The 25,992-nt window shown below is 75.8% G+C and carries 24 protein-coding genes; 5 read left to right on the top strand and 19 right to left on the bottom strand.

The features are described from left to right. Positions 1 to 9: 9 nt before the first annotated feature. The 12 genes from IE316_RS28140 to IE316_RS28085 all read right to left on the bottom strand — a co-directional run bounded on the left by IE316_RS28140 (position 10) and on the right by IE316_RS28085 (position 12,288). Complete coding sequence (locus tag IE316_RS28140; RefSeq protein WP_190207324.1) at positions 10 to 906, bottom strand: glycosyltransferase family 2 protein; 897 nt, start codon at positions 904 to 906, stop codon at positions 10 to 12. Continuing rightward, a complete protein-coding gene (locus IE316_RS28135; protein WP_190207323.1) occupies positions 903 to 1,817 on the bottom strand; it encodes a glycosyltransferase family 2 protein in 915 nt (304 codons plus the stop codon). Before IE316_RS28135 ends, IE316_RS28140 begins: the two co-directional genes overlap by 4 nt. Continuing rightward, positions 1,814 to 2,785 (bottom strand): glycosyltransferase family 9 protein, encoded by a 972-nt coding sequence (locus tag IE316_RS28130; RefSeq protein ID WP_190207322.1) that lies wholly within the window; start codon positions 2,783 to 2,785, stop codon positions 1,814 to 1,816. Before IE316_RS28130 ends, IE316_RS28135 begins: the two co-directional genes overlap by 4 nt. Next, positions 2,782 to 4,152: a D-glycero-beta-D-manno-heptose 1-phosphate adenylyltransferase gene (gene rfaE2 / locus IE316_RS28125; RefSeq protein ID WP_190207321.1), complete on the bottom strand. Its 1,371-nt coding sequence runs from the start codon at positions 4,150 to 4,152 to the stop codon at positions 2,782 to 2,784. The genes IE316_RS28130 and rfaE2 overlap by 4 nt, the downstream gene beginning before the upstream one ends. Then, positions 4,145 to 4,747 carry a D-sedoheptulose-7-phosphate isomerase gene (locus IE316_RS28120; RefSeq protein ID WP_190207320.1) on the bottom strand — a complete coding sequence of 201 codons (603 nt, stop codon included), beginning with the start codon at positions 4,745 to 4,747 and terminating at the stop codon, positions 4,145 to 4,147. Before IE316_RS28120 ends, rfaE2 begins: the two co-directional genes overlap by 8 nt. After that, positions 4,747 to 5,964 (bottom strand): glycosyltransferase, encoded by a 1,218-nt coding sequence (locus IE316_RS28115; protein ID WP_190207319.1) that lies wholly within the window; start codon positions 5,962 to 5,964, stop codon positions 4,747 to 4,749. Before IE316_RS28115 ends, IE316_RS28120 begins: the two co-directional genes overlap by 1 nt. Continuing rightward, positions 5,961 to 6,911: a glycosyltransferase gene (locus IE316_RS28110; protein ID WP_190207318.1), complete on the bottom strand. Its 951-nt coding sequence runs from the start codon at positions 6,909 to 6,911 to the stop codon at positions 5,961 to 5,963. Before IE316_RS28110 ends, IE316_RS28115 begins: the two co-directional genes overlap by 4 nt. After that, positions 6,908 to 7,903 (bottom strand): glycosyltransferase family 9 protein, encoded by a 996-nt coding sequence (locus IE316_RS28105; protein WP_190207317.1) that lies wholly within the window; start codon positions 7,901 to 7,903, stop codon positions 6,908 to 6,910. Before IE316_RS28105 ends, IE316_RS28110 begins: the two co-directional genes overlap by 4 nt. Further along, positions 7,900 to 8,514: a D-glycero-alpha-D-manno-heptose-1,7-bisphosphate 7-phosphatase gene (locus IE316_RS28100; RefSeq protein ID WP_190207316.1), complete on the bottom strand. Its 615-nt coding sequence runs from the start codon at positions 8,512 to 8,514 to the stop codon at positions 7,900 to 7,902. The genes IE316_RS28105 and IE316_RS28100 overlap by 4 nt, the downstream gene beginning before the upstream one ends. Next, the gene (locus IE316_RS28095; RefSeq protein ID WP_190207315.1) at positions 8,511 to 9,530 is read right to left on the bottom strand and encodes a glycosyltransferase family 2 protein; all 1,020 of its coding nucleotides are present in this window, start codon (positions 9,528 to 9,530) and stop codon (positions 8,511 to 8,513) included. The genes IE316_RS28100 and IE316_RS28095 overlap by 4 nt, the downstream gene beginning before the upstream one ends. Beyond that, positions 9,527 to 11,170 (bottom strand): carbamoyltransferase family protein, encoded by a 1,644-nt coding sequence (locus IE316_RS28090; RefSeq protein WP_190207314.1) that lies wholly within the window; start codon positions 11,168 to 11,170, stop codon positions 9,527 to 9,529. Before IE316_RS28090 ends, IE316_RS28095 begins: the two co-directional genes overlap by 4 nt. Positions 11,171 to 11,310: 140 nt before the next feature. Continuing rightward, the gene (locus IE316_RS28085) at positions 11,311 to 12,288 is read right to left on the bottom strand and encodes a UDP-glucuronic acid decarboxylase family protein (protein ID WP_190207313.1); all 978 of its coding nucleotides are present in this window, start codon (positions 12,286 to 12,288) and stop codon (positions 11,311 to 11,313) included. Between the two features lie 134 nt (positions 12,289 to 12,422). On the opposite strand from IE316_RS28085, the gene IE316_RS28080 reads away from it, so the two are divergent. Continuing rightward, the gene (locus IE316_RS28080; protein ID WP_190207312.1) at positions 12,423 to 12,863 is read left to right on the top strand and encodes an SRPBCC family protein; all 441 of its coding nucleotides are present in this window, start codon (positions 12,423 to 12,425) and stop codon (positions 12,861 to 12,863) included. Positions 12,864 to 12,876: 13 nt separating this feature from the next. Here the strand turns inward: IE316_RS28080 and IE316_RS28075 are convergent, their stop codons facing one another. From IE316_RS28075 to IE316_RS28055, 5 genes are all read right to left on the bottom strand, one after another. Then, positions 12,877 to 14,016, bottom strand: a complete 1,140-nt coding sequence (locus tag IE316_RS28075) for an XdhC family protein (RefSeq protein WP_190207311.1) — start codon at positions 14,014 to 14,016, stop codon at positions 12,877 to 12,879. A gap of 53 nt (positions 14,017 to 14,069) precedes the next feature. Continuing rightward, positions 14,070 to 15,527 carry an NCS2 family permease gene (locus tag IE316_RS28070; RefSeq protein WP_190207310.1) on the bottom strand — a complete coding sequence of 486 codons (1,458 nt, stop codon included), beginning with the start codon at positions 15,525 to 15,527 and terminating at the stop codon, positions 14,070 to 14,072. 131 nt (positions 15,528 to 15,658) lie between these two features. Then, positions 15,659 to 18,043 (bottom strand): xanthine dehydrogenase family protein molybdopterin-binding subunit, encoded by a 2,385-nt coding sequence (locus IE316_RS28065; protein ID WP_190207309.1) that lies wholly within the window; start codon positions 18,041 to 18,043, stop codon positions 15,659 to 15,661. 2 nt (positions 18,044 to 18,045) lie between these two features. Next, positions 18,046 to 18,555: a (2Fe-2S)-binding protein gene (locus IE316_RS28060; RefSeq protein ID WP_190207308.1), complete on the bottom strand. Its 510-nt coding sequence runs from the start codon at positions 18,553 to 18,555 to the stop codon at positions 18,046 to 18,048. Next, complete coding sequence (locus IE316_RS28055) at positions 18,555 to 19,442, bottom strand: FAD binding domain-containing protein (RefSeq protein ID WP_190207307.1); 888 nt, start codon at positions 19,440 to 19,442, stop codon at positions 18,555 to 18,557. Before IE316_RS28055 ends, IE316_RS28060 begins: the two co-directional genes overlap by 1 nt. A 286-nt stretch (positions 19,443 to 19,728) precedes the next feature. Between IE316_RS28055 and IE316_RS28050 the strand changes: the two genes are divergently transcribed. Both IE316_RS28050 and IE316_RS28045 read left to right on the top strand, forming a co-directional pair. Then, on the top strand, positions 19,729 to 21,420 hold the full coding sequence (locus IE316_RS28050; RefSeq protein WP_190207306.1) for a PucR family transcriptional regulator: 1,692 nt from the start codon (positions 19,729 to 19,731) through the stop codon (positions 21,418 to 21,420). 152 nt (positions 21,421 to 21,572) lie between these two features. Beyond that, on the top strand, positions 21,573 to 22,340 hold the full coding sequence (locus tag IE316_RS28045) for a hypothetical protein (RefSeq protein WP_190207422.1): 768 nt from the start codon (positions 21,573 to 21,575) through the stop codon (positions 22,338 to 22,340). A 29-nt stretch (positions 22,341 to 22,369) separates the two neighbouring features. Here IE316_RS28045 and IE316_RS28040 read toward each other — a convergent pair whose 3' ends face one another. Then, positions 22,370 to 23,161, bottom strand: a complete 792-nt coding sequence (locus tag IE316_RS28040; protein WP_190207305.1) for a GntR family transcriptional regulator — start codon at positions 23,159 to 23,161, stop codon at positions 22,370 to 22,372. Positions 23,162 to 23,329: 168 nt separating this feature from the next. Here IE316_RS28040 and IE316_RS28035 point away from each other — a divergent pair, with 168 nt between their 5' ends. Beyond that, the gene (locus tag IE316_RS28035) at positions 23,330 to 24,175 is read left to right on the top strand and encodes a (2Fe-2S)-binding protein (RefSeq protein ID WP_190207304.1); all 846 of its coding nucleotides are present in this window, start codon (positions 23,330 to 23,332) and stop codon (positions 24,173 to 24,175) included. 278 nt (positions 24,176 to 24,453) lie between these two features. Beyond that, positions 24,454 to 25,503, top strand: a complete 1,050-nt coding sequence (locus IE316_RS28030) for a DUF2637 domain-containing protein (RefSeq protein ID WP_190207303.1) — start codon at positions 24,454 to 24,456, stop codon at positions 25,501 to 25,503. A 39-nt stretch (positions 25,504 to 25,542) separates the two neighbouring features. On the opposite strand, the gene IE316_RS28025 is transcribed toward IE316_RS28030, so the two are convergent. After that, positions 25,543 to 25,959 carry an ATP-binding protein gene (locus IE316_RS28025; RefSeq protein ID WP_373311334.1) on the bottom strand — a complete coding sequence of 139 codons (417 nt, stop codon included), beginning with the start codon at positions 25,957 to 25,959 and terminating at the stop codon, positions 25,543 to 25,545. Positions 25,960 to 25,992: the final 33 nt, after the last annotated feature.

The raw sequence follows: 25,992 nt of genomic DNA, 5'->3' as shown, positions 1-25,992 counted from the left end.
TCCCCCGGGTCAGCCGATGTAGCTGCGGGCCGTGGAGTCCCGCTGGGACGGCTCCAGGGTGCGCAGCCGGGCCTCCACCGCGGGCGGCAGCGCCCGGCGCTCGCGCAGCACCCACGGCAGGCCGGCGGCCGCCTCGGCGAAGGCGCGCAGCGAGGCGGTGTCGCGCGGGACGGTACGGGCCAGGTGCAGGGTGCGGCGCAGGGCGTACCCGGCCGGCCGGCGCAGCCAGGTGAACCACAGGGTGTTGCGGATGCCGTGCGCCCGGCGCAGCGTCGGGTCCCGTACCACGGACGGGTGGTGATGGATCGTCAGATGGTCCGCGTACGTCAGCCACCAGCCGCCGGCGGCGAGGTCGGCGGCGAGCAGCTCCTCCTCGCCGCCGAGCCAGAGCCGGGGGTGGAAGCCGCCCGCGGCACGGAAGGCGTCGGCGCGCAGCACGGTCGCGGCGGCCAGGAACGACCCGAGCGCCGGGCCGGGCAGCCATTCGGGGCCGGGCACGGGCGAGTCGCGCAGTTCCTTGACGATGGGGTCCTCGGTGCCGTCCGGCTCCACCACGATCCGGGCGGTGACGGCACCGAGCGCCGGGTGCGCGTCGAGCAGATCGGCGGCGCCGGACAGCGAGCCGGGCGCCCACCAGGAGTCGTCGTCGCAGAACGCCACGTAGGGGGTGCGGACCCGGCGGACGGCGAGGTTGCGGCCGACCGCGCCCAGGTTGCGGCCGGGGCGCAGCAGGGTGACCTCGGGGTGGTGGCGGGCAACGGCGCCGGAGGTGCCGTCGGTGGAGGCGTTGTCGGTGACGATCACCCGGGGCCGCTCCGGGAGTCCGGCGAGCCGGTCCAGGGTGCGCAGCAGTTCGGGGCGCCGGTTGTGGGTGATGACGACGACGGTGGTGCGGGGGTCGCTCATCCGGCGGCCCCGTCCAGGCGGCGGGCGGCCCGCTCCACGTGCGGGGGCAGCGGCCGGCGGGCGCGCAGCGCGGCGGGCAGCCTGGCGAGCGCCTCGCGCAGCGCGCGCCGGGCCTGCGGGTCCCGCCGGGCCTCGGCGGCCAGCGCGCGGGTGCGGGCCAGCGCGTACGGCAGCGGGCGGCGCAGCCAGGCGGTGAGCAGTTCGTTGCGGCGGAGCACGGCCGGGCGGCCGGTGCGCGGGCCCGGGTCGGGGTGGTGGTGGGCGGTCACCTCGGGGCAGTGGGTGACGCCCCAGCCGCGGGCGGCCAGGTCGTAGGCGAGCAGGGTCTCCTCACCGCCGAAGAACAGCAGCGGGTGGTAGCCGCCCGCGTCCAGGAACGCCTCGCGGCGGACCACCGAGGCGCAGGCGAGGAAGCCCAGGACCTGGATGCCGGGCAGGTCGGTGGCCGAGCCGAGCGGGGAGGCGGCGAGGACGCCGTTGAGCGGGTCGGCGTACCCGGCGGGGCCGACCAGGGTGCGGGCGGAGATCAGGCCGAGCCGCGGGTGCGCGTCGAGCAGCCGGGCGGCGGTGGCCAGCGCGCCGGGCGCCCACCAGGAGTCGTCGTCGCTGAACGCCACGTAGGGGGTGCCCAGGGCGCGGACGCCGTCGTTGCGGGCCAGGGCGCCCCGGTTGGCGGGCAGCGCGAGGACCCGGACCTGGGGGAAGTCCCGGGCGAGCAGGGCGCGGGTGTCGTCGGTGGAGGCGTTGTCGGCGACCAGGATCTCGGGGCGTTCGGGCAGCGCGAGCAGGTGGCGCAGGGTGCCGGCGAGGCTCGCGGCGCGGTTGCGGGTGGCGATGACGATGCCGACCGGGGCGTGGCCGGGCCGGTCGGTGCGCTCGCCCGAGCGGGTGGTCGACAGGGTGTGGTTCATGGTGCTGCCTCGCAGGGGGCGTCGAGGGTGCCGACGGCGGCCAGGACCTCGTCGGCGGTGATCCGCAGCAGGGCGGGGTCGGTGTCGCGGCCGTGCGGGTCGCCGTCCGGGCCGGGGTGCCACAGGGCGCGGTGGCGGGGGTGGTCCGGCGGGCCCCAGCGGTTGGGCGGCACCGGGCCGAACAGGGTCACGGACGGGGTGGCGTGGGCGACGGCGAGGTGGGCGATGCCGGTGTCGCCGCTGATCACGGCACGGGCGTCGGCGACCAGGGCGGACAGCGCCGGGTAGGGCAGGCCGCCGCCGAGGACGTCGCCGCCGGGCAGCCCGGCCTGTTCGGCGAGGTGGGCCACCAGGGCGGTCTCGCCGGGGCCGCCGGTGACCACGACCCGCAGGCCGCGGGCGCGCAGTTCCCGGGCGACGGCCGCGTACCGCTCCACCGGCCAGCAGCGGGCGGGGGCGCCGGCGCCGGGGTGCAGCACCACCGCGCCGGGCGCCGGGGAGGCGTCCGGCGGGCGGGGCAGCAGCAGGTCGGCGGGGTCGGCGTCGATGCCGTACGCCCGCAGCAGGCGGCACCAGCGGTCGCGTTCGTGTTCCTCGGCGTACCAGGGCGGTCCGTCGATCTCCGGGGTGCCGGGGTGGGCGAACGCCATCAGCTTCAGCGGGCCCAGCTCCGCCAGCAGCTTGTGGCTGGGCGGGCCGTTGCCGTGCAGGTCGACGGCGATCTCGGGCGGGGGGCCGGTCCAGTCCAGGGTGCGCGGCACGGCCCGGCCGGGCGCGGCGGCGGGCAGCAGCCTGTCGACGGCGCCGGTGGCGGCCGCCAGGGGGGCCAGTTCCGCCGGGGCGGCCAGCACGATCTCGTGGTCCGGGTAGGCCCGGCGCAGCGCCCGCAGCGCGGGGACCCCGGCGAGCAGGTCGCCCAGGCCCAGGGCGCGCAGGACGAGGACGGCGGGCCGGGCGGGCGCGGTCATCGCACCCCCTGCGCGGCGCGGGCCAGCAGCTCGGTCGAGGAGCGGCCGTCCAGGTAGGGCAGGAGGACGGCCTGGCCGCCCCACTCCTCCAGCAGCGCGGCCTCGGGCAGGTCGGCCCCGGCGTAGTCGCCGCCCTTCACCCACACGTCGGGGCGCAGGTCGGCCAGGAGCCGCTCGGGGGTGTCCTCGTCGAAGACGGCGACCGCGTCGACGCAGGCCAGGGCGCGCAGCACCCGGACCCGGTCGGCGAGCGGGTTGACCGGGCGGCCCTCGCCCTTGCGGCGGCGCACGGAGGCGTCGGAGTTGACGCACACCACCAGGCAGTCGCCGAGCCGCCGGGCGGCCTGGAGCAGGCCGACGTGCCCGGCGTGCAGCAGGTCGAAGCAGCCGCCGGCCGCGACGACCGTGCCGTGCCGGGCGCGCACCCGGGCGGCCAGCGCCCGCGGGTCCTCGGTGTCCGGGGGCGGATCCTGGGCGGTGCGGGAGTCGGCGGGCGGCAGGGCGCCCGCGCCGCCCGCGGCGACGAACTCGCTGGCGGCGGCGACCGCCCCCTCGACGGCCTCGCCGACCAGGGCCCCGTCGGCGAGCAGTCCGGCGGCGGTCGCGGCGAACCGGTCGCCGGCGCCGCAGGAGTCGCCGTGGTGGGCGCCGGGCGCGGGCACCAGCAGCGGGTGGTCGCCGTAGGAGAGCAGGGCGCCGCGCGAGCCGAGGGTGACCGCGACGGCGGCGACCCGCCACTGCCGTACCAGGGCGGCGGCGCTGTGCGCGGCGGCGCGCAGTCCCCCGGCGGGGCCGGTGTCCCGGGGGGCGAAGCCGTGCGCCTCCTTCTCGGCGGGGGTGACCAGCCGGGTGCCGGGGACGGGGGCGCCGCCGCGCGGGTGCGGGTCCCAGACCAGCGGCGGGCGGGCGGCGAGTTCGGCGCGGAGGGCGTCGGCGGTGCCCCGGCCGTAGTCGGAGACGAACACGGCCCCCGCGGCGCGCAGCGCGGCGCGGGCCTCGTCGGTGGCGGCGCGGGCGTGCCCGCCGCCCCGGTCGAGGCGGACCACGGGCCGGTCCTGGGCGAGGACGCGGGTCTTCTCGGGCAGCGTGCCGGCCTGCGGCAGCGCGATCAGCGTCAGCCAGGGGTCGAGCAGTTCCCGCAGCCGGCGGGCGGCGGGGTCGTCGCCGAGGCCGGTGATCAGGGTGACCTCGCGGCCGTCGCGGGCGGCGAGGTAGGCGGCGAGCGCGGCGCCGCCGGGCCGGATCCGCTCGGCGCACTCCGACACCACCGGCACCGGCGCGTCGGGCGCGAGCCGGTCGGCGGAGCCGGACAGGTCGCGGTCGAGCAGCGCGTCGCCGACCACCACCAGCGGGGTCTTGTCAGCCATGGGCGCCGTCCCCCCGGCCGGTGCCCAGGTCCAGGGCCGCGTCGAAGGCCGTGCAGATCATGTGGACGGCGACCAGGTGGAGTTCCTGGACGGTCGCGCCGCTGGGCGCCGCCACGCACAGGGCCTCGTCGCTGCCCAGCATCAGCGGGTTGGGTTCGCAGCCGGTGAGCGCCCACACCCGCAGGCCGGCCTCGCGGGCGGCCTCGGCGGCGGAGAGCAGGTTGGCGCTGGCCCCGGAGGTGGAGAGCAGCATCAGTACGTCGCCCGCGCGGCCGTGGGCGCGGACCTGGCGGGCGAAGACCTCGTGCACGCCGTAGTCGTTGGCGATGGCGGTGGTGGCGGAGGTGTCGGCGTGCAGGGCGATCGCGGAGAACGGCGGCCGGTCCTCGCGGTAGCGGCCGACGATCTCGGCGGTCAGGTGCTGGGCCTGGGCGGCGCTGCCGCCGTTGCCCGCGGCGAGCAGCCGGCCGCCGCCGGAGAGCACCTCGGCGAGGGTCTCGCCCCAGCGTTCGGTGATGTGCGCGGAGGCACGGAACGCGGTCAGGGCGTCCTGGAGTTCGTCGCAGTGCCCGACCACGGGCGGGTGCACGGTCATCACGCCACCTCCTTCGACAGTTCGTGTTCGGCGAGCGTCCGGCGGTAGACCCGCTGTACGCCGTCGGCGACGCGCCGCCAGGTGTAGTGGGTCAGGACCCGGTCGCGGCCGGCCCGGCCCTGCTCGCGGCGGAGTGCGGGGTCGGCGAGCAGCGCGCGGGCGGCGTCCGCGACGGCCCCGGGGTCGCCGGGGGCGACGAGGCGGCCGGTGACGCCGTCGGCGACGGAGTCGCGGTGGCCGCCGACGTCGGTGGCGAGGACGGGCACGCCGCACGCCATCGCCTCCAGCGGCACGATGCCGAACGGCTCGTACACCGGGGTGCACAGCACCAGGTCGGCGCTGCCGATCAGGGCCGGCATGTCGTCGGGGTCGACGGCGCCGAGCAGCCGGACCCGGTCGGTGACCCCGGCCTTGCGGGCGATGCCGGCCAGCCGCTCGGCCTCCGGGTCGGCCCACACCTCGTCGGCCGGGGGGCCGCCGGCGATCAGCAGTTCGGTGTCGGGCACCTGGGCCAGGGCGCGGACGGCCTGGTCGTAGCCCTTGCGGGGGACGAGCCGGCCGCAGGCCAGCAGGCGGTGCCGGCGGCGCCGCCCGGGGGTGCGGCCGGCACCGGCACCGGGCCGGAAGTGCTCGGCGTCCACCCCGCAGGGCACCACGGAGACCTGGCGCGGGGGCACGCCCATGTCGCCGAGTTCGACCACCTCGTCGGTGCAGGTGGCCAGGACCCGGGCGCAGGTGCGGCCGATCTGCCGCTCGATGCCGATCCGCTCGTACGGGCTGGTGTCCCGCATGCCCTGGTGGCGCCGCTTGACGGTGCCCAGGGCGTGGAAGGTCTGCACGACGGGGATCCCGTGCGGCTGGGCGCCGATCTGGGCGGCGAGTCCGGACATCCAGAAGTGGGCGTGCACCACGTCGGGCCGCTCGTGTCCCCAGGCGCGCGCCAGGTGGGCGCCGAACGCCGGCATGTAGGGGAACAGGTCGTCCTTGGGGACGGATTCGGCCGGCCCGGCCGGGACGTGCTCGACGACGGCGCCGCCGGGCAGCGGCACCCGGTCGGGCAGGTCGAGCGAGTCGCGGCGGGTGTAGACGACCACGTCGTGGCCGCGCCGGGCCAGTTCCTCGGAGAGGCGGGCCACGTACACGTTCTGCCCGCCCGCGTCGACGCCGCCGAGCGCGGCGAGCGGGCTGGCGTGCTCGGACACCATGGCGATCCTCATCGGGTCACCTCCTTCAGCAACCGCTCCCAGTCGTCCAGGAAGCGGGACAGCCCGTAGCGGGCGAGGGCCGCCGCGCGGGCCGCCGCGCCCACCTCCCGCGCGTGCGAGGGGTCGGCGAGGAAGCCGCGTACGGCGTCGGTCAGTACGTCGATGCGGTTGGAGACCACCCCGGCGCCGGGCGGGACCGCCTCGGTCACCTCGGTGGTGGCGAGGGCGACCACGGGCATGCCCAGGTGCATGGCCTCCAGCAGGGACAGGCCCAGGGAGGTCCAGCGGACGGGGTGGACGTACACACGCCGCCGGGCCAGCGCGGAGTGCAGGTCGCGCTGTACGACGTCCTGGGTGCGGCAGCGGTCGGGATCGACGCCGAGGTGCTCGGCCAGTCCCTCGGTGCGCATGCCGAACACGTCGAGGGGGGCGGCGCGGGCGAAGGCGGGCAGCAGGTCGGTGCCGGTGGTCCGGCCGCGCCGGATCGGCTCGTTGACGACGACGGCGGCGCGGTCGAGGTCGCCGGTCCAGCGGGGTCCGGGGTCGACGATGCCGTGTTCGATGACGGTGGTCTCGGTGCCGCCCGCGTCCCACATCAGCCGGTTGAAGTGGGTGACGTGGACCAGGGTGACGCCCGGGACGGCGGCGGCGGGGTGGCGGGTGTCGGGCACGTCGCCGTGGGGGGCGTTGTGCTCCAGGTAGACCAGCGGGGGGCGGCGGCCCAGCCACCGGTCGACCAGGTCGAGTTCGTGCGGGCGTTGCAGGACGACGAGGTCGATGTGCTCGTCGCGGAGCCGCTCGGGCGGTACCTCGATCACCGAGTCGGGCCAGTCCCAGGTGCGGGCCCGGCCCAGGCCGTCGGGGCCCCGGTCGGGGGTGACGGGGACCAGGTAGGTGTGGGGGCCCTGTACGAAGGCCGTGGTCCACGACCCGTGCACGTGCCAGATGAGGATCCTCATGCGTCCCCCAGGAGTTTCCCGACGGCGGCGACGACGTCGGTGGCGGTGACGGTGTTCAGACAGGGGTGGCCGGGGACCGGGCACTCCCGGGCCCTGCTGCCGGCGCAGGGCGCGTCCTGGTCGCCCAGGAGCACGTAGGGGACGCCGTAGGGCCGCCAGCGCTCGGCGGGGACGACCGGGGCGAACAGGGAGACGACGGGGGTGCCGACGGCGGCGGCGAGGTGGGCGGGCGCGGTGTTGCCGGTGACGACGGCGCCCGCGCCGGCCAGGACGCCGGAGAGTTCGGGGGCCTCGGTGCGACCGCCGAGGTCGGTGCCGTACCGGCCCGCGACATGGGCGGTGAGGTCGCGTTCGCCGGGGCCGCCGGTGACCAGGACGCGGTGTCCGGCGGCGGCCAGTTCCCGGACCGCCTCGGCGGCCCGGTCGGGGCTCCAGGCGCGGGCGGGGACGCTGGCGCCGGGGTGCAGCACGACGTACGGGCCGGGGCCGGTCAGGGCGGTGACCGGTGGCGGGGTGCGTACCCGCAGCCGGCCGTCGTCGCCGTCGGGCCGGGGGAAGCCGGCCGCCGCCGCCAGGTCCAGCGCGGCCTCGGCCTCGTGGGCGCCGGGGGCGCGCCGGTGGCGCAGGTCGAGCAGCGAGCCGGGGTAGTCCACGCTGTCGGCGGCGAGGCGGCGCACCCCGGCCAGCCTCAGCACCAGGGCGGTGGGCAGCGGCGACTGGTGGAAGGAGGTGAGGATCAGCCCGGTGTCGGCGTCGATCCGGTCGGCGAGGGCGTCGATGCCGGCGCGGTCCACGGGGGGCGGGTCGAAGCCGCCCCAGGGCGCCTCCCAGACCAGCACCTCGTCGACGCCGGGCAGCAGCCGGGCGGCGGGGGCGCCGCGCGGGCCGCACAGCAGGGTGACGTGGTCGGAGCGGGCGGCGACGGCCCGGACGGCGGGTCCGGCCAGCAGGACGTCGCCGAAGCTGTCCAGCCGGGTCACGATCGCTCTCATCGGGGCCTCCCGCAGGGGTCGGCGGGCGGCGCGGGCGGTGTGGCGTAGGCGGCCTCGATGGGCCCTTCGTTCGCCAGCACCCGGCCCTTGGGGGGTCCGCCGAGGACCGCGCGGACGGCGGTCAGCAGGTCGGCGGCGACGTGGTCGGCGGCGGCGGTCTCCTCGGGGCGGGTCGCCTGGTTGGGGACGAGGATGCCGTGTGCGCCGGCCCGGCGGGCGGCCTCGACGTCGGCGCCGATGTCGCCGATGACCACGCAGTCGGCGGGGTGGGTGCAGATCCGGCCGGCCGCCCACAGGATCATGCCGGGCTGGGGTTTGCGGCAGTGGCAGCCGTCGTCGGGGCCGTGCGGGCAGATCGCCCAGACGTCGAACGGGCCGAGCAGTTCGTCGATCCGGTGGTTGACGCGGCGTACGTCGGCGTCGGTGAGCAGGCCGCGGGCGACGCCGGACTGGTTGGTGACGACGCCGGTGGCGATGCCGTGGTGCCGCAGCAGGTCGAGGGCCTCGCGGGCGCCGTCGACGGGGCGGACCCGTTCCGGGTCGCCGTTGTAGGGGACGTCGTGGACGAGGGTGCCGTCGCGGTCGAACAGGACGGCCTTGACGGGGCTCATGCGGTCACCTCCTGCCAGGCGGGGGCGGAGCGGTGCCGCCACTCCCCGCTGATCCGGTGCCAGGTGGCGGCCGGCGGGATGAGGACGCTGGTCGTGACCATGGTGGTCACCTCGTGCCGGGTGCGCGGTCCGGGCGCGATACGGGCCCAGGCGAACTCGGCGGTGCCGGCGGCCCAGGCCAGCCCGGCGGCCGCGGCGGCCCGGGGGCGTCCGGCGGCGGCGAGGACGAGGGCGGCGGCACCGGCGGCGGTGATCGCGGCGTGCCGGCGGATCCGGCCCCGGGGCGCGACCGCCTTGGCCCACCAGTCGGGGCCGTGCAGCCTGCGCATCAGGGCGTCGTCGGCGTTGCCGCGCTGCTGCCGCAGGGAGACCCAGCGGCCGGCCGGGCGCACCGGGTGCCGGGTGGTGCGCCGGCCCTGCCGGATGCGCCAGCCGGCGTCCAGGACGCGCAGCGCGAGGTCGGCGTCCTCCCGGAAGGCGCGGGTGAAGCGTTCGTCGAAGCCGCCGACCTGCTTGAGCGCCTCGGTGCGGTAGGCCATGTCGGCGGTGATCCAGCGGGCGGTGGCCAGTCCGGCGGTGCCGCGCTCCCAGTCGGTGGGGCGGCGTTCGCCGGGCAGCGGGACGGCGATGACGCCCTGGACGCCGGCGGTGCCGGGGCCGGCCTCGGCGAGGTCCTGGGCGAGCTGGTCGCACCAGTGCGGGCCGACCTGCACGTCGTCGTCGAGGAACGCGGTCCACGGGGCGATGACCGCGCTCAGTCCGGTGTTGCGGGCGGCGGCCGGTCCGCGTCCGCCGCTGCGCAGCACCACCGTGCGTTCGCGCAGGTCACCCAGCACGCTGAGCGGGTACTCCAGCGCGCCGGGGTCGGCGTCCGGGTCGGGCCGGTCGTCGACGAGGACGATCTCGTCGGGGTCGGGGCCGTGCGCGGCGACCAGCGCGGCCAGGCAGTCGGCCAGCGTGGCGCGGGCCAGGGTGGGGATCACGACGGCGTATCCGGTCCTCGGGGTCTGCGTCATGCGAACGCCTTCCCCCGGCGCACCGCGAACGGGCCGATGGCCAGCAGGTCGACGGGCGCGGAGCCGAAGCACTCCAGGGCGTCGCGCGGGTCGTCCACCATGGGCCGCCCGGCGGTGTTGAGGCTGGTGTTGACCACCACCGGCAGTCCAGTGCGCCGTTCGAACGCGGCCAGCATCCGGGCGACCAGCGGTTCCCGGCGCGCCTCGACGGTCTGGATCCGGGCGGTGCCGTCGACGTGCACGACGGCCGGGAGGCGGTCGCGCCACTCGGCGGCCACGTCGTGCACGAAGAGCATGTACGGGCTGGGCACCGGGCCGCCGGAGAAGATGCGGTGGGCGCGGTCGGCGAGCACCATCGGGGCGACCGGGCGGAACTCCTCGCGGCCCTTGACGTGGTTGAGGCGTTCCAGGTTCTCGGCGCGGCCGGGGTGGGCCAGCAGGGAGCGGTGGCCCAGCGCGCGGGGGCCGTACTCGCTGCGGCCCTGGAACCAGGCGACGATGCCGTCCCGGGCCAGTTCCTCGGCGACCGTCTCGGCGATGTCCTCGGGTTCCTCGTAGGGGATCGCGGCCGTCTCCAGCCAGGCGCGCAGTTCCTCGTCGCTCCAGCCCCGGCCGAGGTCGGCGCCGGGCATCGGCTCGGGGGCGGTGCCCTCCTGGGCGGCGGCGACGTGCAGGGCGCCGCCCAGCGCGGTCCCGGCGTCGCCGGCGGCGGGCTGCACCCAGACGTTGCGGTACGGGCCGCGGGCGGCGATCGCGGAGTTGGCGACGCAGTTCAGGGCGACGCCGCCGGCCATGGTGAGGGAGTCGCCGCCGGCCTCGCGGTGCAGCCAGTGCACCAGCTCCAGCAGGGTCTCCTCCAGCACCGCCTGGGCGCTGGCGGCCAGGTCGGCGTGGTCCCGGGTCCAGTCCTCGTCCTTGCGGCGGGCGGGGGCGAGGGCGGCCCAGTCGACGCCGTGGGCCCGGAAGCCGCCGTCGCCGGTGGCGTGGACGTACTCGCGCAGCGCCTCCAGGAAGCGGGGCCTGCCGTAGGAGGCGAGGGCCATGACCTTGAACTCGTCGCTGCTGCGCAGGAAGCCGAGGTGTTCGGTGAGCTCCTCGTAGACCAGGCCGAGCGAGTGCGGCAGGGCTTGGGCGGCGAGGGTGTCGAGCTTGCCGTCGCGGTAGCGGCCGGCCAGGTGGGAGGCGCACTCGCCGCGTCCGTCGAGGACCAGGACGTCGTTGTCGGGGTGCGGGGAGGCCGGTCCGGCGGAGGCGGCGTGGGCGACGTGGTGCGGGACGAAGACCACCTGGTCGGGGTCGAGTCCGGGGAGCGCCTCGGCGAGGAACTGCGGGGCGCGGCGCGCGTACTCCAGGCGCAGCGGGTCCCAGGGGTCGTTCAGGCCCAGGTCCGCGGCGGGGCGGGCGAGTTTCGGGTCGAAGGAGTAGGCGACGGCGTCCAGGTCGGCGGGGCGCAGGCCGGCGTGGTCCAGGCACCAGCGGGCGGAGAGTTCCGGTACCTCCCAGGCGGAGAAGGGCACCGGCCGCTTGCCGTGCTTGCGGCGGCTGAAGCGCTCTTCCTCGGCGGCCGCAACGGTCCTGCCGTCGATGACCAGTGCGGCGGCAGGGTCGTGGAAGAGGGCGTTGATACCAAGGATGCGCATGGGGGATGCTCCGTCCTGTGTCGCTTCCGGGTCGCGGGTGCCGCGGGACGGTTGTCTCAAACACTTGGAAACAACTCGACTCCGCAAAAGGCAGGAAAAATCACCCTCGGTGACGGGTGCCCGGGTCCGGGCGGTCGGGTTCAGGCGGCCACGGCGTGCGCGAACCAGCCGATGGTGCGTTCCAGGCCCTCGTTCCAGTCGGTACGGGGCCGCCAGCCGAGCCGCTCGCGGGCCAGGGTGGTGTCGGGGCGGCGGCGGCCGGGGTCGTCGACGGGGCGTTCGACGAAGCGGATGCGGGAGCCGGAGCCGGTGAGGTCGATGATCCGGCGGGCCAGCTCCAGCATGGTGATCTCCTCGCCGCCGCCGATGTTCACCGGGCCGCTCTCGCCGGACGCGGCGAGGGCGAGGACGCCGTCCACGGTGTCGTCGACGTAGCACAGGGAGCGGGTCTGGCCGCCGTCGCCGGCCACGGTGAGCGGCATGCCGTCCAGGGCCTGGGCGATGAAGGTGGGCACGGCGCGGCCGTCGCCGGTGCGCATCCGGGGCCCGTAGGTGTTGAAGATCCGCACGATGGCGGTGTCGGTGCCGTGCACCTGGCGGTGGGCGGTGGTCAGGGCCTCGGCGAACCGCTTGGACTCGTCGTAGACGCTGCGCGGGCCGACCGGGTTGACGTTGCCCCAGTAGCTCTCGCGCTGGGGGTGCTCCAGCGGGTCGCCGTAGACCTCGGAGGTGGAGGCGAGCAGGAAGCGGGCGCCGTCGGCGCGGGCGCGCTCCAGGGCGTTGCGGGTGCCGGTGCTGCCGACGTCGAGGGTCTCCAGGGGCAGCCGGAGGTAGTCGGCGGGCGAGGCCGGGCAGGCGAAGTGCAGGACCAGGTCGAACCGGCCGGGCAGGCCGGTGAGCGCGGCGGGGTCGGTGGCGTCGGCCCGGACGAAGCGGAAGCCGCGCCGCCGTTCCAGTTCGGCGACGTTGGCGCGGGTGCCGGTGGCCAGGTTGTCCAGGCAGACCACCTCGGTGCCCTGGCCGAGCAGCCGGCCGCACAGATGGGACCCGACGAATCCGGCTCCGCCGGTGACCAGCGCCCGGCGCCAGCGCCGGGTGCCCTCGGGGCGTTCGCTCACGGGACTCTCCTCACTCTCGCCGTCACTTCCGTGCCCCGGCGAGTAACCCGGTGAGTGCCCTCCGTATCCCGAATACGCATCCGTCGGACAAACGGTCGACGGCGGTCCGCCCGTGCGGTGCCTACGATCGTGGCGTGGTCACCTTCTCGCTGGAGCGCACGGCTCCGCTGCCGCCGGCCGAGTCCTGGCGCCGGCTCACCGCGTGGCACCGGCACGGCGGCGCCGTGCCGCTGACCCGGGTCACCGTCGTCCCCGCAGGGCCGACCGCCCCCGGCACCCTCGTGGTGGCCCGCACCGGGCTCGGCCCGCTGGCCTTCGCGGACCCCATGGAGGTGACCGTGTGGCGGCCCCCGCTCGACGGCGCGCCCGGCCACTGCCGCCTGGAGAAGCGCGGCAAGCTGGTGCGGGGCTGGGCGGAGATCGACGTCCGGCCCGGTCCCGGCGGCCGGTCCCGGGTGGTGTGGCGGGAGGAGCTGGCCGTGCGTCTGCTGCCGTCCCTGTTCGACGGCGTCCTGGCCCGCGCGGGCCGGTACGTCTTCGGCCGCGCGGTCAACCGGCTGCTGCGGCAGCCCTGACGCCCCGGGCCGGTCAGGAGACCCGGGCGACCGGAGCCGGTTCCTCGTGGTGGATCGGGGTGTGCGCGCCGGTCAGCGGGACGCCGCTGCCGCCGCGCCGGTCGGCGACGATCTCGGCGGCGATGGACAGCGCCGTCTCCTCCGGCGTCCGGGCGCCCAGGTCCAGGCCGATCGGGGACCTGAGCCGGGCCAGCTCCAGGTCGCCGACGCCGGTCTCGCGCAGCCTCGCCAGACGGTCCAGGTGGGTGCGGCGCGAGCCCATCGCCCCCACGTACGCCACCGGCAGCTTCAGCGCCAGCCGCAGCAGCGGTACGTCGAACTTGGCGTCGTGGGTCAGCACGCACAGCACCGTGCGGGCGTCGACCTCGGTGCGCTCCAGGTACTCGTGCGGCCAGGCGACGACGACCTCGTCGGCGTCGGGGAAGCGGGCCTCGGTGGCGAAGACCGGCCGGGCGTCGCACACCGTCACCCGGTAGCCCAGGAAGCGGCCGACGCGGACCAGTGCCGACGCGAAGTCGATCGCGCCGAACACGATCATCCGGGGCGGCGGCACCGACGACTCCACCAGCACGGTCAGCGGCGCCCCGCACCGCGAGCCCCGCTCGCCGATCTCCAGGGTGCCGGTGCGCCCGGCGTCCAGGAAGGCGCGCGCCTCGGCGGCCACCGTGGCGTCCAGCGCGGGGTGCGCGCCGAAGCCGCCGTCGTACGTGCCGTCGGGCCGTACCGTCAGCGCACGGCCCCGCAGGGGCGCCGGGCCGGTCACGATCCGGGCGAGCGCGGCGGCCTGCCCGCGGGCGGCGGCGGCCAGCGCGGCGGCGGCCGCCGTCCGGGCGGGGTCGCCCGCCCGGACCGGGGCGACCAGGATGTCGATGACCCCGCCGCAGGTCAGGCCCACGGCGAAGGCGTCGGCGTCGCTGTAGCCGAAGCGTTCCAGGACGGGTGTGCCGTCCTGGAGCACCTGCCGGCACAGCTCGTAGACGGCGCCCTCGACACAGCCCCCGGAGACCGAGCCGATCGCCGTGCCGTCGGTGTCCACCGCGAGGGCGGCGCCGGGCCGGCGCGGGGCGCTGCCGCCGACGGCCACCACCGTGGCCACCGCGAAGTCGCGTCCCCGCTCGACCCACCGGTGCAGTTCCTCGGCGATGTCCAGCATCTGTCGGTCTCCTCGGGATTTCGGGTGGATGGACGGGTTCCCCGGCGGGGCGGCTACCGCACGCCCAGCCAGCTCTCGATCGGGTGCAGGGCGAAGTACACGAGGAAGACGGCGGTCAGCACCCACATGAAGGGGCCGATCTCCCGGAACCTGCCCTGCGCGGCCTTGATCGCCGTGTAGGCGATGACGCCGGCCGCGACGCCGGTGGTGATGGTGTACGTGAACGGCATCAGCACCACGGTCAGGAAGACCGGGATCGCGGTCGCCCGGTCCGCCCAGTCCACGTGCCGGGCGTTCATCAGCATCATCGCGCCGATCACCACCAGCGCCGCCGAGGCGACCTCCTGCGGGACGAGCGCGGTCAGCGGCGTGAAGAACAGGCAGGCCGCGAAGAAGGCGCCGGTCACCACCGAGGCGAGCCCGGTCCGGGCGCCCTCGCCGACGCCGGTGGCCGACTCGATGAACACGGTCTGGCCGCTGCCGCCGGTCACGCCGCCGATCGCGCCGCCCGCGCCGTCGATGAACAGCGCCTTCGACAGGCCCGGCATCCGGCCCTTGTCGTCGGCCAGTTCCGCCTCGGTGCCGACGCCGATGATGGTCGCCATCGCGTCGAAGAACCCGGCGAGCACCAGGGTGAACACGATCATGCCGACGGTCATCGCGCCGACCTCGCCCCAGCCCCCGAACCCGACCTCGCCGAAGAGCGAGAAGTCGGGCAGGGAGACCGCGCCGCCGTGCAGCTCCGGGGCCCCGCCCGCCCACTGCCGGGCGTCGACCACCCCGGCCGCGTTCAGCAGGGCGGCGACGGCGGTGCCGGCCACGATGCCGATGAGGATGGCGCCGGGGACGTTCCGGGCCTGGAGCATGAAGATCAGCAGGAGGGTGCCGCAGAACAGCAGCACCGGCCAGCCGGCGAGTTCGCCCGCCGGGCCGAGGGTGAGCGGGGTGGCCTCGCCCTGGTGGACGAAGCCGGACTTGTACAGGCCGATGAGCGCGATGAACAGGCCGATGCCCATGGTGATGCCGTGCTTGAGGGCGAGCGGGATCGCGTTCATGATCATTTCGCGGAGGCCGGTGACCACCAGAAGCATGATCACCACGCCGTAGACCACGCACATGCCCATCGCCTGCGGCCAGGTCATCTCGGGGACGACCTGCGAGGCGAGGACGCCGGAGACGGACAGACCGGCGGCGAGCGCGAGCGGCACCTTGCCGACGAAGCCCATCAGCAGGGTGCTCAGGGCGGCGGCGGACGCGGTGGCGGTGATCAGGGCCTGGGCGGCGAGGGTGTTCCCGGCGGCGTCCTCGCCGGACAGGATCAGGGGATTGAGCAGGAGGATGTACGCCATCGCCATGAAGGTGGTGACGCCGCCGCGCACTTCGCGCGCCACGGTGGATCCCCGCCGGGATATGTGGAAGTAGCGGTCGAGCCACGACCGGCCGGCCGGCACGCGGGAACCCGCGCCCGCGTCCTCGGCGGTGGTCGTGGGCTCCACTGACTGCTGGGTCATGGTGCCGTCTCCCAAGGTTCACAGGGGCACCCGTGACCTGGATGGTCACGGGATTCGGGATTGCGCGACCCGGGGGACGGCCCGAGGCGGACAGAGCGGGGTCCAGGGGGCGGCAGCCCCCTGGACCGGGATCAGTTCGTGCCGGTGAGGTGCTCCGGCCGGACCGGGGTGCGGTCCAGCGGCAGGCCCGTCGCGTCGCGGATGGCCGCGAGGACCGCCGGGGTGGAGGACAGGGTGGGGGCCTCGCCGATGCCGCGCAGCCCGTACGGGGCGTGGTCGTCGGCGAGTTCGAGCACGTCGACCGGGATGGTCGGGGTGTCGAGGATGGTGGGGATGAGGTAGTCCGTGAAGGACGGGTTGCGCACCTTCGCCGTCTTCGGGTCGACGACGATCTCCTCCATCACGGCGATGCCCAGCCCCTGCGTGGTGCCGCCCTGGATCTGGCCGACCACGGAGAGCGGGTTGAGCGCCTTGCCGACGTCCTGCGCGCAGGCCAGTTCGATCACCTTGACCAGGCCGAGTTCGGTGTCGACCTCGACCACCGCGCGGTGCGCCGCGAAGGAGTACTGCACGTGCCCGTTGCCCTGGCCGGTGCGCGGGTCGAAGGGCTCGGTCGGCCGGTGCCGCCACTCCCTCTCGACCTCGACGGCCTCGCCCTCCAGGACGTCCACCAGGTCGGCGAGCACCTCGCCGCCGTCGGTGACCACCTTGCCGCCCTCCAGCAGGAGTTCGGCGGTGGCCCAGGCCGGGTGGTAGGAGCCGAACCTGCGGCGCCCGATCTCCAGCACCCGCTCCCGCACCAGCTCGCAGGCGTGCTTCACCGCGCCGCCGGTGACGTACGTCTGCCGGGAGGCCGAGGTCGACCCGGCGCTGCCCACCGCCGTGTCGGCCGGGTGGATGGTGACCTGGGCGACGCCCAGCTCGGTGCGGGCGATCTGGGCGTGCACGGTGACGCCGCCCTGGCCGACCTCGGCCATCGCGGTGTGCACGGTGGCCACCGGCTCCCCGCCGGCCACCTCCAGGCGCACCCGCGCGGTGGAGTAGTCGTCGAAGCCCTCGGAGAACCCGACGTTCTTGATGCCGACCGCGTACCCGACCCCGCGCACGACGCCCTCGCCGTGCGTGGTGTTGGACAGGCCGCCGGGCAACTGGCGTACGTCCGCGCCCTCGCTGGACTCCCACTGGCGCTCGGGCGGCATCGGCATCGCCTTGACCCGGCGCAGCAGCTCGGCGACCGGCGCGGGCGAGTCGACGGGCTGCCCGGTGGGCATGAGCGTGCCCTGTTCCATGGCGTTGCGCTGGCGGAACTCCACCGGGTCCAGGCCCAGTTCCCGGGCCACCTTGTCCATCTGCGCCTCGTAGGCGAAGCACGCCTGGACCGCGCCGAAGCCGCGCATCGCGCCGCACGGCGGGTTGTTGGTGTAGAGGGCGATCGCCTCGATGTCGACGTGGTCGACGGCGTACGGTCCGACGCCGAGCGAGGAGGCGTTGCCGACCACCGCCGGGGAGGCGGAGGCGTACGCGCCGCCGTCCAGGACGATCCGGCACTTGACGTGGGTCAGCTTGCCGTCGCGGGTGGCGCCGTGCTCGTAGGAGAGCTTGGCGGGGTGGCGGTGGACGTGGCCGAAGAAGGACTCGAACCGGTTGTAGACGATCTTGACCGGCTTGCCGGTGCGCAGTGCCAGCAGACAGGCGTGGATCTGCATGGACAGGTCCTCGCGCCCGCCGAACGCGCCGCCGACGCCGGAGAGCGTCATGCGCACCTTGTCCTCGGGCAGGCCGAGCACGGGCGCCATCTGGCGCAGGTCGGAGTGGAGCCACTGGGTGGCGATGTAGAGGTGGACGCCGCCGTCCTCCTCGGGCACGGCGAGCCCGGACTCCGGGCCGAGGAACGCCTGGTCCTGCATGCCGAAGGTGTACTCGCCCCGGACGATCACGTCGGCCCGGCGGGCCGCCGCCTCGGCGTCGCCGCGCACGATGGGCTGGCGGTGGACGATGTTGGGGTGCGGGACGTGGTGGATGTGGTGGTCGGTGCGGTGCTCGTGGACGAGGACCGCGTCGGGGGCGGTCGCGGACGCCTCGTCGGTGACCAGGGGCAGCTCCCGGTACTCGACCTTGATCTTCGCGGCGGCGCGGCGGGCGGTCTCGGGGTGGTCGGCGGCGACGATGGCGACCGGCTCGCCGTGGTGGCGGACCTTGCCGTGGGCGAGGACCGGGGTGTCCTGGATCTCCAGGCCGTAGTGGCGTACGTCGGTCGGCAGGTCGTCGTAGGTCATGACCGCGTACACGCCGGGCAGCGCGAGCGCCTCGGCGGTGTCGATGGAGACGATCTCGGCGTGCGCGACGGTGGAGCGCAGGATCTGGCCCCAGAGCATGTCCTCGTGCCACATGTCGGAGGAGTACGCGAACTCGCCGGTGACCTTGAGCGTGCCGTCCGGGCGGAGCGTGGACTCGCCGATGCCGCCCTTGGCCGGGGCGCCCTGGGTGAGCTTGGTGGGTGCGCCGTTGGCTGCCATGGTCAGACCCCCTCGGACTGGCGGGCGGCGGCCAGGCGCACCGCGTCCATGATCTTCTCGTAGCCCGTGCAGCGGCACAGGTTGCCCGACAGCGCCTCGCGGATGTCCGCGTCGCTCGGGGTGGGGTTGCGCTCCAGCATCTCGTCGGCGGCGACCAGCAGGCCGGGCGTGCAGAAGCCGCACTGGACGGCGCCGGCGTCGAGGAACGCCTGCTGGATCGGGGCGAGCCCGCTGTCCTGCGCGGGGGTGCCGCCGGCCCGTTCCCGGGCGTACTCGGCCAGTCCCTCGACGGTGACGACCTCGCGGCCCTCGGCCTGCCCGGCGGCGACCAGGCAGGAGCAGACCGGCACGCCGTCCAGGCGGACCGTGCAGGAGCCGCACTCGCCCTGCTCGCAGGCGTTCTTGGAGCCGGGCAGGCCGAGCCGCTCGCGCAGCACGTACAGGAGGGACTCGCCCTCCCACACGTCGTCGGCCTCCTGGGGACGTCCGTTGACGGTGAAGTTGACGCGCATCAGGCGACGCCTCCCTTTCGTTCGGCGGTGCGGTACGACTCCCAGGTCCAGGTCAGTGTCCGGCGGGCCAGCACGCCGATGGCGTGGCGGCGGTAGCTCGCGGTGCCCCGGACGTCGTCGATCGGGTTGCAGGCGGCCGAGCAGAGCTGGGCGAATCGCTTGGCGACGGAGGGGGTGACGACCTTGCCGCTGTCCCAGAAGCCGCCCTCCTCCAGGGCCGCGTTCAGGAACTCCTCGGCGGCCGTGGCCCGCACCGGCGTCGGCGCGGCGGACCCGATGCCGGTGCGCACCGTCCGGGTCTCCGGGTGCAGGGCCAGGCCGAACGCGCAGACCGCGATCACCATGGCGTTGCGGGTGCCGACCTTGGCGAACTGCTGCGGTCCGTCCGCCTTGCGGATGTGCACGGCGCGGATCAGCTCGTCGGGCGCGAGCGCGTTGCGCTTGACGCCGGTGTAGAAGGCGTCGACGGGGATCATGCGGGTGCCGCGCACCGAGACGACCTCGACCTCGGCGCCGGCGGCGAGCAGCGCCGGGTGGGCGTCGCCGGCCGGGGAGGCGGTGCCGAGGTTGCCGCCGACGCCGCCGCGGTTGCGGATCTGCGGGGAGGCGACGGTGTGCGCGGCCAGGGCGAGCCCCGGCAGTTCGGCGCGCAGGTGGTCCATGATCCGGGTGTAGGGCACGGAGGCACCGAGCCGTACCGTCTCCTCGCCGACCTCCCACTCGGCCAGTTCGCCGACGCGGTTGAGGTCCATGAGGTACTCGGGCCGGCGGTGGTCGAAGTTGATCTCGACCATCACGTCGGTGCCGCCCGCGATCGGCACAGCGGTGGGGTGCTCGGCCTTCGCGGCGAGCGCCTCCTCCCAACTGGCGGGGCGAAGGAAGTCCATGACCGGCTCTCTTCTTCGTCTCGTGGGGCGTGGGGATTGAGCCAATCCGTGTGCGGCGGTCCCGGCTCGTTCATGTGCTGTTCACGCTGAGCGGAGTCAGTACACAGCGCTGTGCTCCACCGGGGTCAGTCGCAGAAACCATGAAGGAGTTGGCTGGCCAGCGCGATCGTCTTGTAGATTCGTATGAACGGAGGTTTTCGGTAACCTCTTCGATTTCCGGTGGAAACGCGCGACCCGGCCGCGTGCCCCGGAACACGCTTCGAGACAGAGAACGGCGGCGACGAGAATGCGGCTGCGCGCACTGCTGGACACGGACGCGCTGGGCCTGAGACTGCTCGGCGGCGAGGCCGAGCTGGACCGCGCCGTGCGCGGGGTGATGACCACCGACCTGCGCGACCCCAGCCGCTACCTCTCCGGCGGGGAGCTGGTGCTGACCGGTCTGGCCTGGCGCCGCGACGCCGCCGACTCCGAGCCGTTCGTACGGATCCTGGTGCAGGCGGGGGTGGCCGCGCTGGCCGCCGGTGAGGCGGAGCTGGGCGAGGTGCCCGAGGACCTGGTGGTGGCGTGCGCCCGGCATCGGCTGCCGCTGTTCGCGGTGCACGAGTCGGTGGCGTTCGCGACGATCACCGAGCACGTGGTGCGGCAGGTCTCCGGCGAGCGGGCCGGGGACCTGGCGGCCGTCGTGGACCGGCACCGCCGGATGATGACCTCCGGACCGGCGGGCGGCGGCCCGGACGTCGTCCTGGACCTGCTCGGCACCGATCTGGACCTGCGGGCGTGGGTGCTGTCGCCGGCCGGGCGGACCGTGGCCGCCTCGAAGGTGGCGGGCCCGGCGCCGGCCCCCGAGGTGTGCGCCAAGCTGGCGGCGGAGCACCTGGCCGCCACCCGCGCGGGCCGGCGGGCGCCGCACCGGGTGACCCTGGCCGGGACGGTGTACAGCCTCTTCCCGGTGCGCGGCGGCGGCCGGGACCCGCAGGGCGCGCGGGCGGCGCGGGACGTACGGGAGACGGTGCTGTCGGACTGGCTGCTGGCGGTCGAGGCGGACGCCGGGGACTGGGCGGAGGAACGGCTGGACCTGCTGTACGGCGTCACGCAGTTGATCGCGGTCGAGCGGGACCGCCGGGACGCGGCCCGCACGGTGCGCCGGCGGCTGGCGCAGGAGGTGCTGGAGCTGGTGCAGTCGGGCGCGGCGCCCGCCGAGATCGCGGCCCGGCTGCGGGTGGCGGCGCCGGTGCTGCTGCCCGGCCTGGGCGCCGCCCCGCACTGGCAGGTGGTGGTGGCCAGCGTGGAGTGGGCGGACCGGGAGGACGGGGCGCCGGACCCCGGCCGGACCGCCCAGACCCTGCTGGAGGAGGTCCTGGTCGACCCCCGGGCGACCGGGCCCGAGCACTCCGACCGCATCGCGGTGGCGCAGGCCGGCGGCGAGGCCGTCGCGCTGGTGCCGCTGCCGGCGGTCGCGGGCGAGCCGGACGGCGGCGGGGCGGGCGTCGTCGCCGAGGCGCTGCTGGAGGCGGTACGGGAGCCGCTGTCGGCCGGGCTGGACGGCGACGGGCGGATCACGGTCGGCGTCAGCGCGGCCGTGCACTCGGCGGAGGGGCTGCGCGGCGCGCTGGAGGAGGCGCGGCACGCCCGCCGGGTGGCCGCGGCCCGCCCCGGCCGGGTCTGCGCGGCCGGCCACCAGGAACTCGCCTCGCACGTCCTGCTGCTGCCGTTCGTCCCCGACGACGTGCGCCGCGCCTTCACCGCCCGGCTGCTGGACCCGTTGCGGGAGTACGACCGGCGGCACCGCGCGGAGCTGATACCGACGCTGGAGGCGTTCCTCGACTGCGACGGCTCCTGGACCCGCTGCGCGGCCCGGCTGCACCTGCACGTCAACACGCTGCGCTACCGGGTCGGGCGGATCGAGCAGTTGACGGGGCGGGACCTGGCGAAGCTGGAGGACAAGCTGGATTTCTTCCTGGCGCTGCGGATGAGCTGACCCCGCGGCGGGCCCACCCGCGTGGCCCGTGTCCCACGACTTTGTGAATTCTTTCACCCACCCTCTTGGCCGCGCCGGGCGTTCCGTGCTGGGATGCGCTCACCACTCGGGCTCGACGGCGTGCTAGGGAGGGCAACGTGGCGCACCCCGCCATGTCTGGTACGGGAACCACCGCAAGTGACGATCCGCTCCAGACCGCGATATGGCGGCTGCGTTCGCGCGCCTGCTGGGCCGACGCGGCCGCCCTGCTGCGGCCGGACACCGCGCCCGCCGCGCTCCAGCGGGCCGCGCTGCTGGTGGAGCGGTGCCTCTACACCGAGCAGGGCTGGGAGGAGGCCGAGGACGCGCTGCGCACCGCCGAGGCGCTCGCGCACGGCGACGAGGAGCGCGGGGCCGCCGCCTGCGAACGCGGGCAGCTCGCCTACGCGGCCACCCTGCACGGGGTGCGGGACCGGGCCGACGAGGCGCGGGCGGCGCTGGGCCGGGCGGCGGCGCTGATCGCGCCGGGGGCGCCGCGGCGGGCGCTGCTGGACTTCCGGCGCGGTCTGCTCGCGGAGAACCTCACCCGCTCCCCGCAGGCCGCGCGGGCGGCGTACCGGCGGGCGCACGCCGGGGCCACCGCGCACGCCGATCCGCTGCTGCTGTCGTTCACCTGGCGGCACCTGGCCGGGCTGGCGCTGCGCGACGGGGAGATCGCCGAGGCCCGGCACGGCTTCGCCGAGTCCCTGCGGATCCGCGAGGAGCTGGGCTACCTCGTCGGTACGGCCCCGGCGCTGGTCTCGCTCGCCGAGACGGAGCCCGAACCGGAGGCGACCCGTCTGCGCGACGAGGCCCGCCGCCTCTTCCGCCTCCTGGGCGGCGTCCCCACCTGGCTCGCCACCCACCTGACCCCGCCGGCGCCGTCACCGGGGGCGGCCTGAGGGGGCGGGCTCGGCCTCGGCGTCCGCGCTCAGTCCGCCCTGAAGTGCTGCTCCAGCAGGGCCCGTACCGCCTCCTGGTCGCCGGCGATCAGGGCGTCCAGGAGGGCGGTGTGGTCGTGGGCGTCGGCGATCAGGGCGGCGCGGCCGCGGGCGGCGGGGCCGCCGACGAGGGGCCACTGCGCCCGGCGGTGCAGGTCGTCGGCGATGCGGACGAGCTGCTCGTTGCCGGCCAGCGCGAGCACCGCGCGGTGGAAGGCGCGGTCCGCCTCCGCGTAGGTCGCCCGGCAGTTGGCGGACGCGGCCCGGACGGTGGCCTCGGCCAGCGGGCGCAGCCCGGCCCAGCGCTCGGCGGGCACCGTGCGGGCCAGCCTCAGCACCACCGGCGTCTCGATCAGCGTCCGGACCTCGGCCAGCTCGGCCAGTTCCCGGGCGCCCCGCTCGACGACCCGGAACCCCCGGTTGGGGACGACCTCGACGGCGCCCTCCTGCGCGAGCTGCTGCATCGCCTCGCGCACCGGCGTCGCGGAGACCCCGAACCGCTCGCCCAGCGCGGGCGCCGAGTACACCTCGCCCGGCCGCAGCTCCCCGGCGACCAGCGCGGCGCGCAGCGCGGCGAGGACCTGCCCGCGCACGGAGGACCGCTGGACCGGCGGCCGGGGTCCGGCCGGCCCGGCCTCGCCGTGGGTGTGCTCACCCCGCGCGGCGTCCCCGGCGGCGTCCCCCGCGGTCCCGCGTCCGGACCCGGCCGTCCGGGCCCGGTCCGGCGCCGCGCGCGGCGCGGCGGTCCGCGCGCCGCAGGAGCCCTGCGCGCCCTGCTCCACGGGGTCCTCCTACGACGTGTCGGTACTTGGGGTCATTACGACCGGTTGTCACTCATCCGTCAAGCACCTTAGGGCGTACCGGCCGCCGGTTCACATCCGGGAGATCTTGGGTAAGGTAAGGCTTACCTCTTACTCGCCCGTTCGACTGACGTGGATCGGTGGTCCCGTATGTCCGTCCCCCGCTCGGCCGTCGCGGACGCCTACGCGCGCCTGACCGAGGCCCTCCCGGGACTCGCCGTCACCGAGCTGCCGGCCGGCGACCCGCTGCCCGGCGGCGGCGACTGGGTGGCCGCCGCCGCGCTCGCGGACGGCGGGACCGCCCTGGAGGCGTTCCTGGCCTGGGACGACGCCCAGGTGCTCCGGGACTACGGACAGCGCGCCCGGCCGGACGTGATCGCCGGCTTCGGACTGCACCGGTACGCCTGGCCGGCCTGCCTGCTGATCACCGTGCCCTGGTTCACTCACCGCCGGGTGCCCCGCTTCCCGGTGACGCACGTCGCCTACGACCGCCGCGCCGAGGGTCTGCCGCTCGGGCACCTGGCCGTGCGGACCGCCGGTTTCGCCTGTCTGCCGGGCGACCCGGCCGCCGCGCTGCCCGGCGCCCGGGTGGTCGCCGACGAGGAGGCGCTGCGGGCCGAGGTGCGCGCCGCGGTCGCCGAGCACCTGGAGCCGCTGCTCGCCGGGTTCGGGCCCCGGATGCGGCGGCGCGGCCGGGCCCTGTGGGCCATGGCGACCGACGAGATCGTCGAGGGCCTGTGGTACGTCGCCCACCTCCTCGGCGAGCAGGAGCGGGCCCGCCAGGAGCTGGAGCTGCTGCTGCCCGGCGCGACCCGGCCCTACGTCGGCGCGGCGGCGTTCCGGGAGCTGACGGGCCCGGACGGCGAGCCGCTGCACACCCGGGACCGGGCGAGCTGCTGCATGTTCTACACGCTGCGCCCCGAGGACACCTGCGCCACCTGTCCCCGCACCTGCGCGGCGGACCGCGTCGACAAGCTGCTGGCCGCGGCCGGCTGACGGACCGTCGGGCCGGAGCACTCCCCCGCGTCCCTTAAGATCATGCGTGGTTGCACACTTTCCTCACGAGTCACAGGAACTTTCCGTGGAACCACCCGGACGGGTAGTCTTGTTCGAACTCAACTCCCGCCCCTCAAGCGGCAGTTCGAGCAGAACGCCGCCCAGGGCGCTCCCTCGCACCCCCTTGGCGGCCTCTTGCCCCGAAACCCCCTGAGGGCCGACGGGATTGGGCCACTATGGCGGGCGTTACGCCCTATCCCACTGCAAGGGACCCCTAGATGAGACTGACCGACATATCGCTGAACTGGCTGCTTCCGGGCGCCGTACTGCTCCTGGGCATGCTGGCGGCGGTGGCGGTGCTCGCGCGCGGCAAGCGCACCTCGGGGAAGGACGCGAGCGCGGACGACTCGTGGGAGCGCGCCGAGGAGCGCCGCCGGCGCAAGGAGGCCGTGTACGGCACCGCCTCCTACGTCCTCCTCTTCTGCTGCGCCGCGGTCGCCGCGGCCCTCTCCTTCCACGGCCTGGTCGGGTTCGGCGAGCAGAACCTCGGCCTGAGCGACGGCTGGCAGTACCTGGTCCCGTTCGGCCTGGACGGCGCGGCCATGTTCTGCTCCGTCCTCGCGGTCCGCGAGGCCAGCCACGGTGACGCGGCGCTCGGCTCCCGGATCCTGGTGTGGACGTTCGCCCTCGCGGCGGCCTGGTTCAACTGGGTGCACGCGCCCCGGGGCGCCGGGCACGCGGGCGCCCCGCACTTCTTCGCGGGCATGTCCCTGTCGGCGGCCGTGCTGTTCGACCGGGCGCTGAAGCAGACCCGCCGGGCCGCGCTGCGCGAGCAGGGCCTGGTGCCGCGTCCGCTGCCGCAGATCCGTATCGTCCGCTGGCTGCGCGCCCCGCGCGAGACGTACCGCGCCTGGTCGCTGATGCTCCTGGAGGGCGTGCGCAGCCTGGACGAGGCGGTCGAGGAGGTGCGCGACGACAAGCGGCGCAAGGACGAGGCCAAGCTGCGCCGGCGTGAGAAGGAGCGCATGGAGCGGGCCCAGCTCAAGGCGATCAGCCGGGGCCACCGCCACTTCCCCGGGCGGGGCGGCCGGCAGGTCGAGGTCGAGGTGCAGGCCGTGGAGCGCGGCGCCGACCGGGTCCCCGCGGAGCCTGCCATATCCACCACCAAGGAGCAGTTGCCCGCGCGCCAGCGCCCGTCCCTGCAGCCCGTGCGCGGCGGCGGTGACCCGGTGACCGTCGACCTCACCGCGGAGGACGACACACAGGCCCTGCCGCGGCTGGACTCCCTGGAGCGCAAACTGAAGGACCTGGAGCAGCAGTTCGGCTGAGCGGCCGCCCGGTCCGTACGAGGGGGCGTGTCCTTCGGGTCACGCCCCCTCGGCGTTCAGCTCGAACCAGACCGACTTGCCCACCCCGTGCGCCCGTACCCCCCAGGTGTCCGCGAGGGACCGCACCAGGACCAGCCCCCGGCCGTGCGTGCCGTCCCGGCACTCGGCGGGCCGGGTCCGGGGCCAGCGGCCGGCGAAGTCCCGCACCTCCACCCGCAGCGCGCGCGTCCCCACGGTGGCCGTCAGGATCGCGTCGCGGTCGGTGTGGACGAGCGCGTTGGTCACCAGCTCGCTGGTGAGCAGCTCCGCGACCTCCGAGCGTCCCGGCCAGCCCCGATCGCGGAGCAGCTCGCGCAGCGCCCGCCGGACCTCGGGCACCGCCCGCAGGTCGGCGCGGACCAGCCGGCGGCTGAGCCGGGGCTCCGCTCCCCTGATGTCGTCGGCCTTCTCCTCCACCGTGCCCCTCGCGGTCTCCCGCTCCATGTCCCC

It is taken from the genome of Streptomyces fumanus, from assembly GCF_014655295.1.
Lineage (GTDB): Bacteria > Actinomycetota > Actinomycetes > Streptomycetales > Streptomycetaceae > Streptomyces > Streptomyces fumanus.
This window is presented reverse-complemented; position numbering and strand designations above follow the sequence as displayed.

Coding starts and splice junctions, on each gene's coding strand:
- IE316_RS28135 (WP_190207323.1), bottom strand. CDS start 1,817: ATGAACCACACCCTGTCGACCACCCGCTCGGGCGAGCGCACCGACCGG.
- IE316_RS28060 (WP_190207308.1), bottom strand. CDS start 18,555: ATGCGCGTCAACTTCACCGTCAACGGACGTCCCCAGGAGGCCGACGAC.
- IE316_RS28115 (WP_190207319.1), bottom strand. CDS start 5,964: ATGAGGATCGCCATGGTGTCCGAGCACGCCAGCCCGCTCGCCGCGCTC.
- rfaE2 (WP_190207321.1), bottom strand. CDS start 4,152: ATGGCTGACAAGACCCCGCTGGTGGTGGTCGGCGACGCGCTGCTCGAC.
- IE316_RS28110 (WP_190207318.1), bottom strand. CDS start 6,911: ATGAGGATCCTCATCTGGCACGTGCACGGGTCGTGGACCACGGCCTTC.
- IE316_RS28030 (WP_190207303.1), top strand. CDS start 24,454: ATGAGACTGACCGACATATCGCTGAACTGGCTGCTTCCGGGCGCCGTA.
- IE316_RS28045 (WP_190207422.1), top strand. CDS start 21,573: ATGTCTGGTACGGGAACCACCGCAAGTGACGATCCGCTCCAGACCGCG.
- IE316_RS28140 (WP_190207324.1), bottom strand. CDS start 906: ATGAGCGACCCCCGCACCACCGTCGTCGTCATCACCCACAACCGGCGC.
- IE316_RS28035 (WP_190207304.1), top strand. CDS start 23,330: ATGTCCGTCCCCCGCTCGGCCGTCGCGGACGCCTACGCGCGCCTGACC.
- IE316_RS28130 (WP_190207322.1), bottom strand. CDS start 2,785: ATGACCGCGCCCGCCCGGCCCGCCGTCCTCGTCCTGCGCGCCCTGGGC.
- IE316_RS28090 (WP_190207314.1), bottom strand. CDS start 11,170: ATGCGCATCCTTGGTATCAACGCCCTCTTCCACGACCCTGCCGCCGCA.
- IE316_RS28095 (WP_190207315.1), bottom strand. CDS start 9,530: ATGACGCAGACCCCGAGGACCGGATACGCCGTCGTGATCCCCACCCTG.
- IE316_RS28055 (WP_190207307.1), bottom strand. CDS start 19,442: ATGGACTTCCTTCGCCCCGCCAGTTGGGAGGAGGCGCTCGCCGCGAAG.
- IE316_RS28075 (WP_190207311.1), bottom strand. CDS start 14,016: ATGCTGGACATCGCCGAGGAACTGCACCGGTGGGTCGAGCGGGGACGC.
- IE316_RS28070 (WP_190207310.1), bottom strand. CDS start 15,527: ATGACCCAGCAGTCAGTGGAGCCCACGACCACCGCCGAGGACGCGGGC.
- IE316_RS28065 (WP_190207309.1), bottom strand. CDS start 18,043: ATGGCAGCCAACGGCGCACCCACCAAGCTCACCCAGGGCGCCCCGGCC.
- IE316_RS28120 (WP_190207320.1), bottom strand. CDS start 4,747: ATGACCGTGCACCCGCCCGTGGTCGGGCACTGCGACGAACTCCAGGAC.
- IE316_RS28050 (WP_190207306.1), top strand. CDS start 19,729: ATGCGGCTGCGCGCACTGCTGGACACGGACGCGCTGGGCCTGAGACTG.
- IE316_RS28105 (WP_190207317.1), bottom strand. CDS start 7,903: ATGAGAGCGATCGTGACCCGGCTGGACAGCTTCGGCGACGTCCTGCTG.
- IE316_RS28100 (WP_190207316.1), bottom strand. CDS start 8,514: ATGAGCCCCGTCAAGGCCGTCCTGTTCGACCGCGACGGCACCCTCGTC.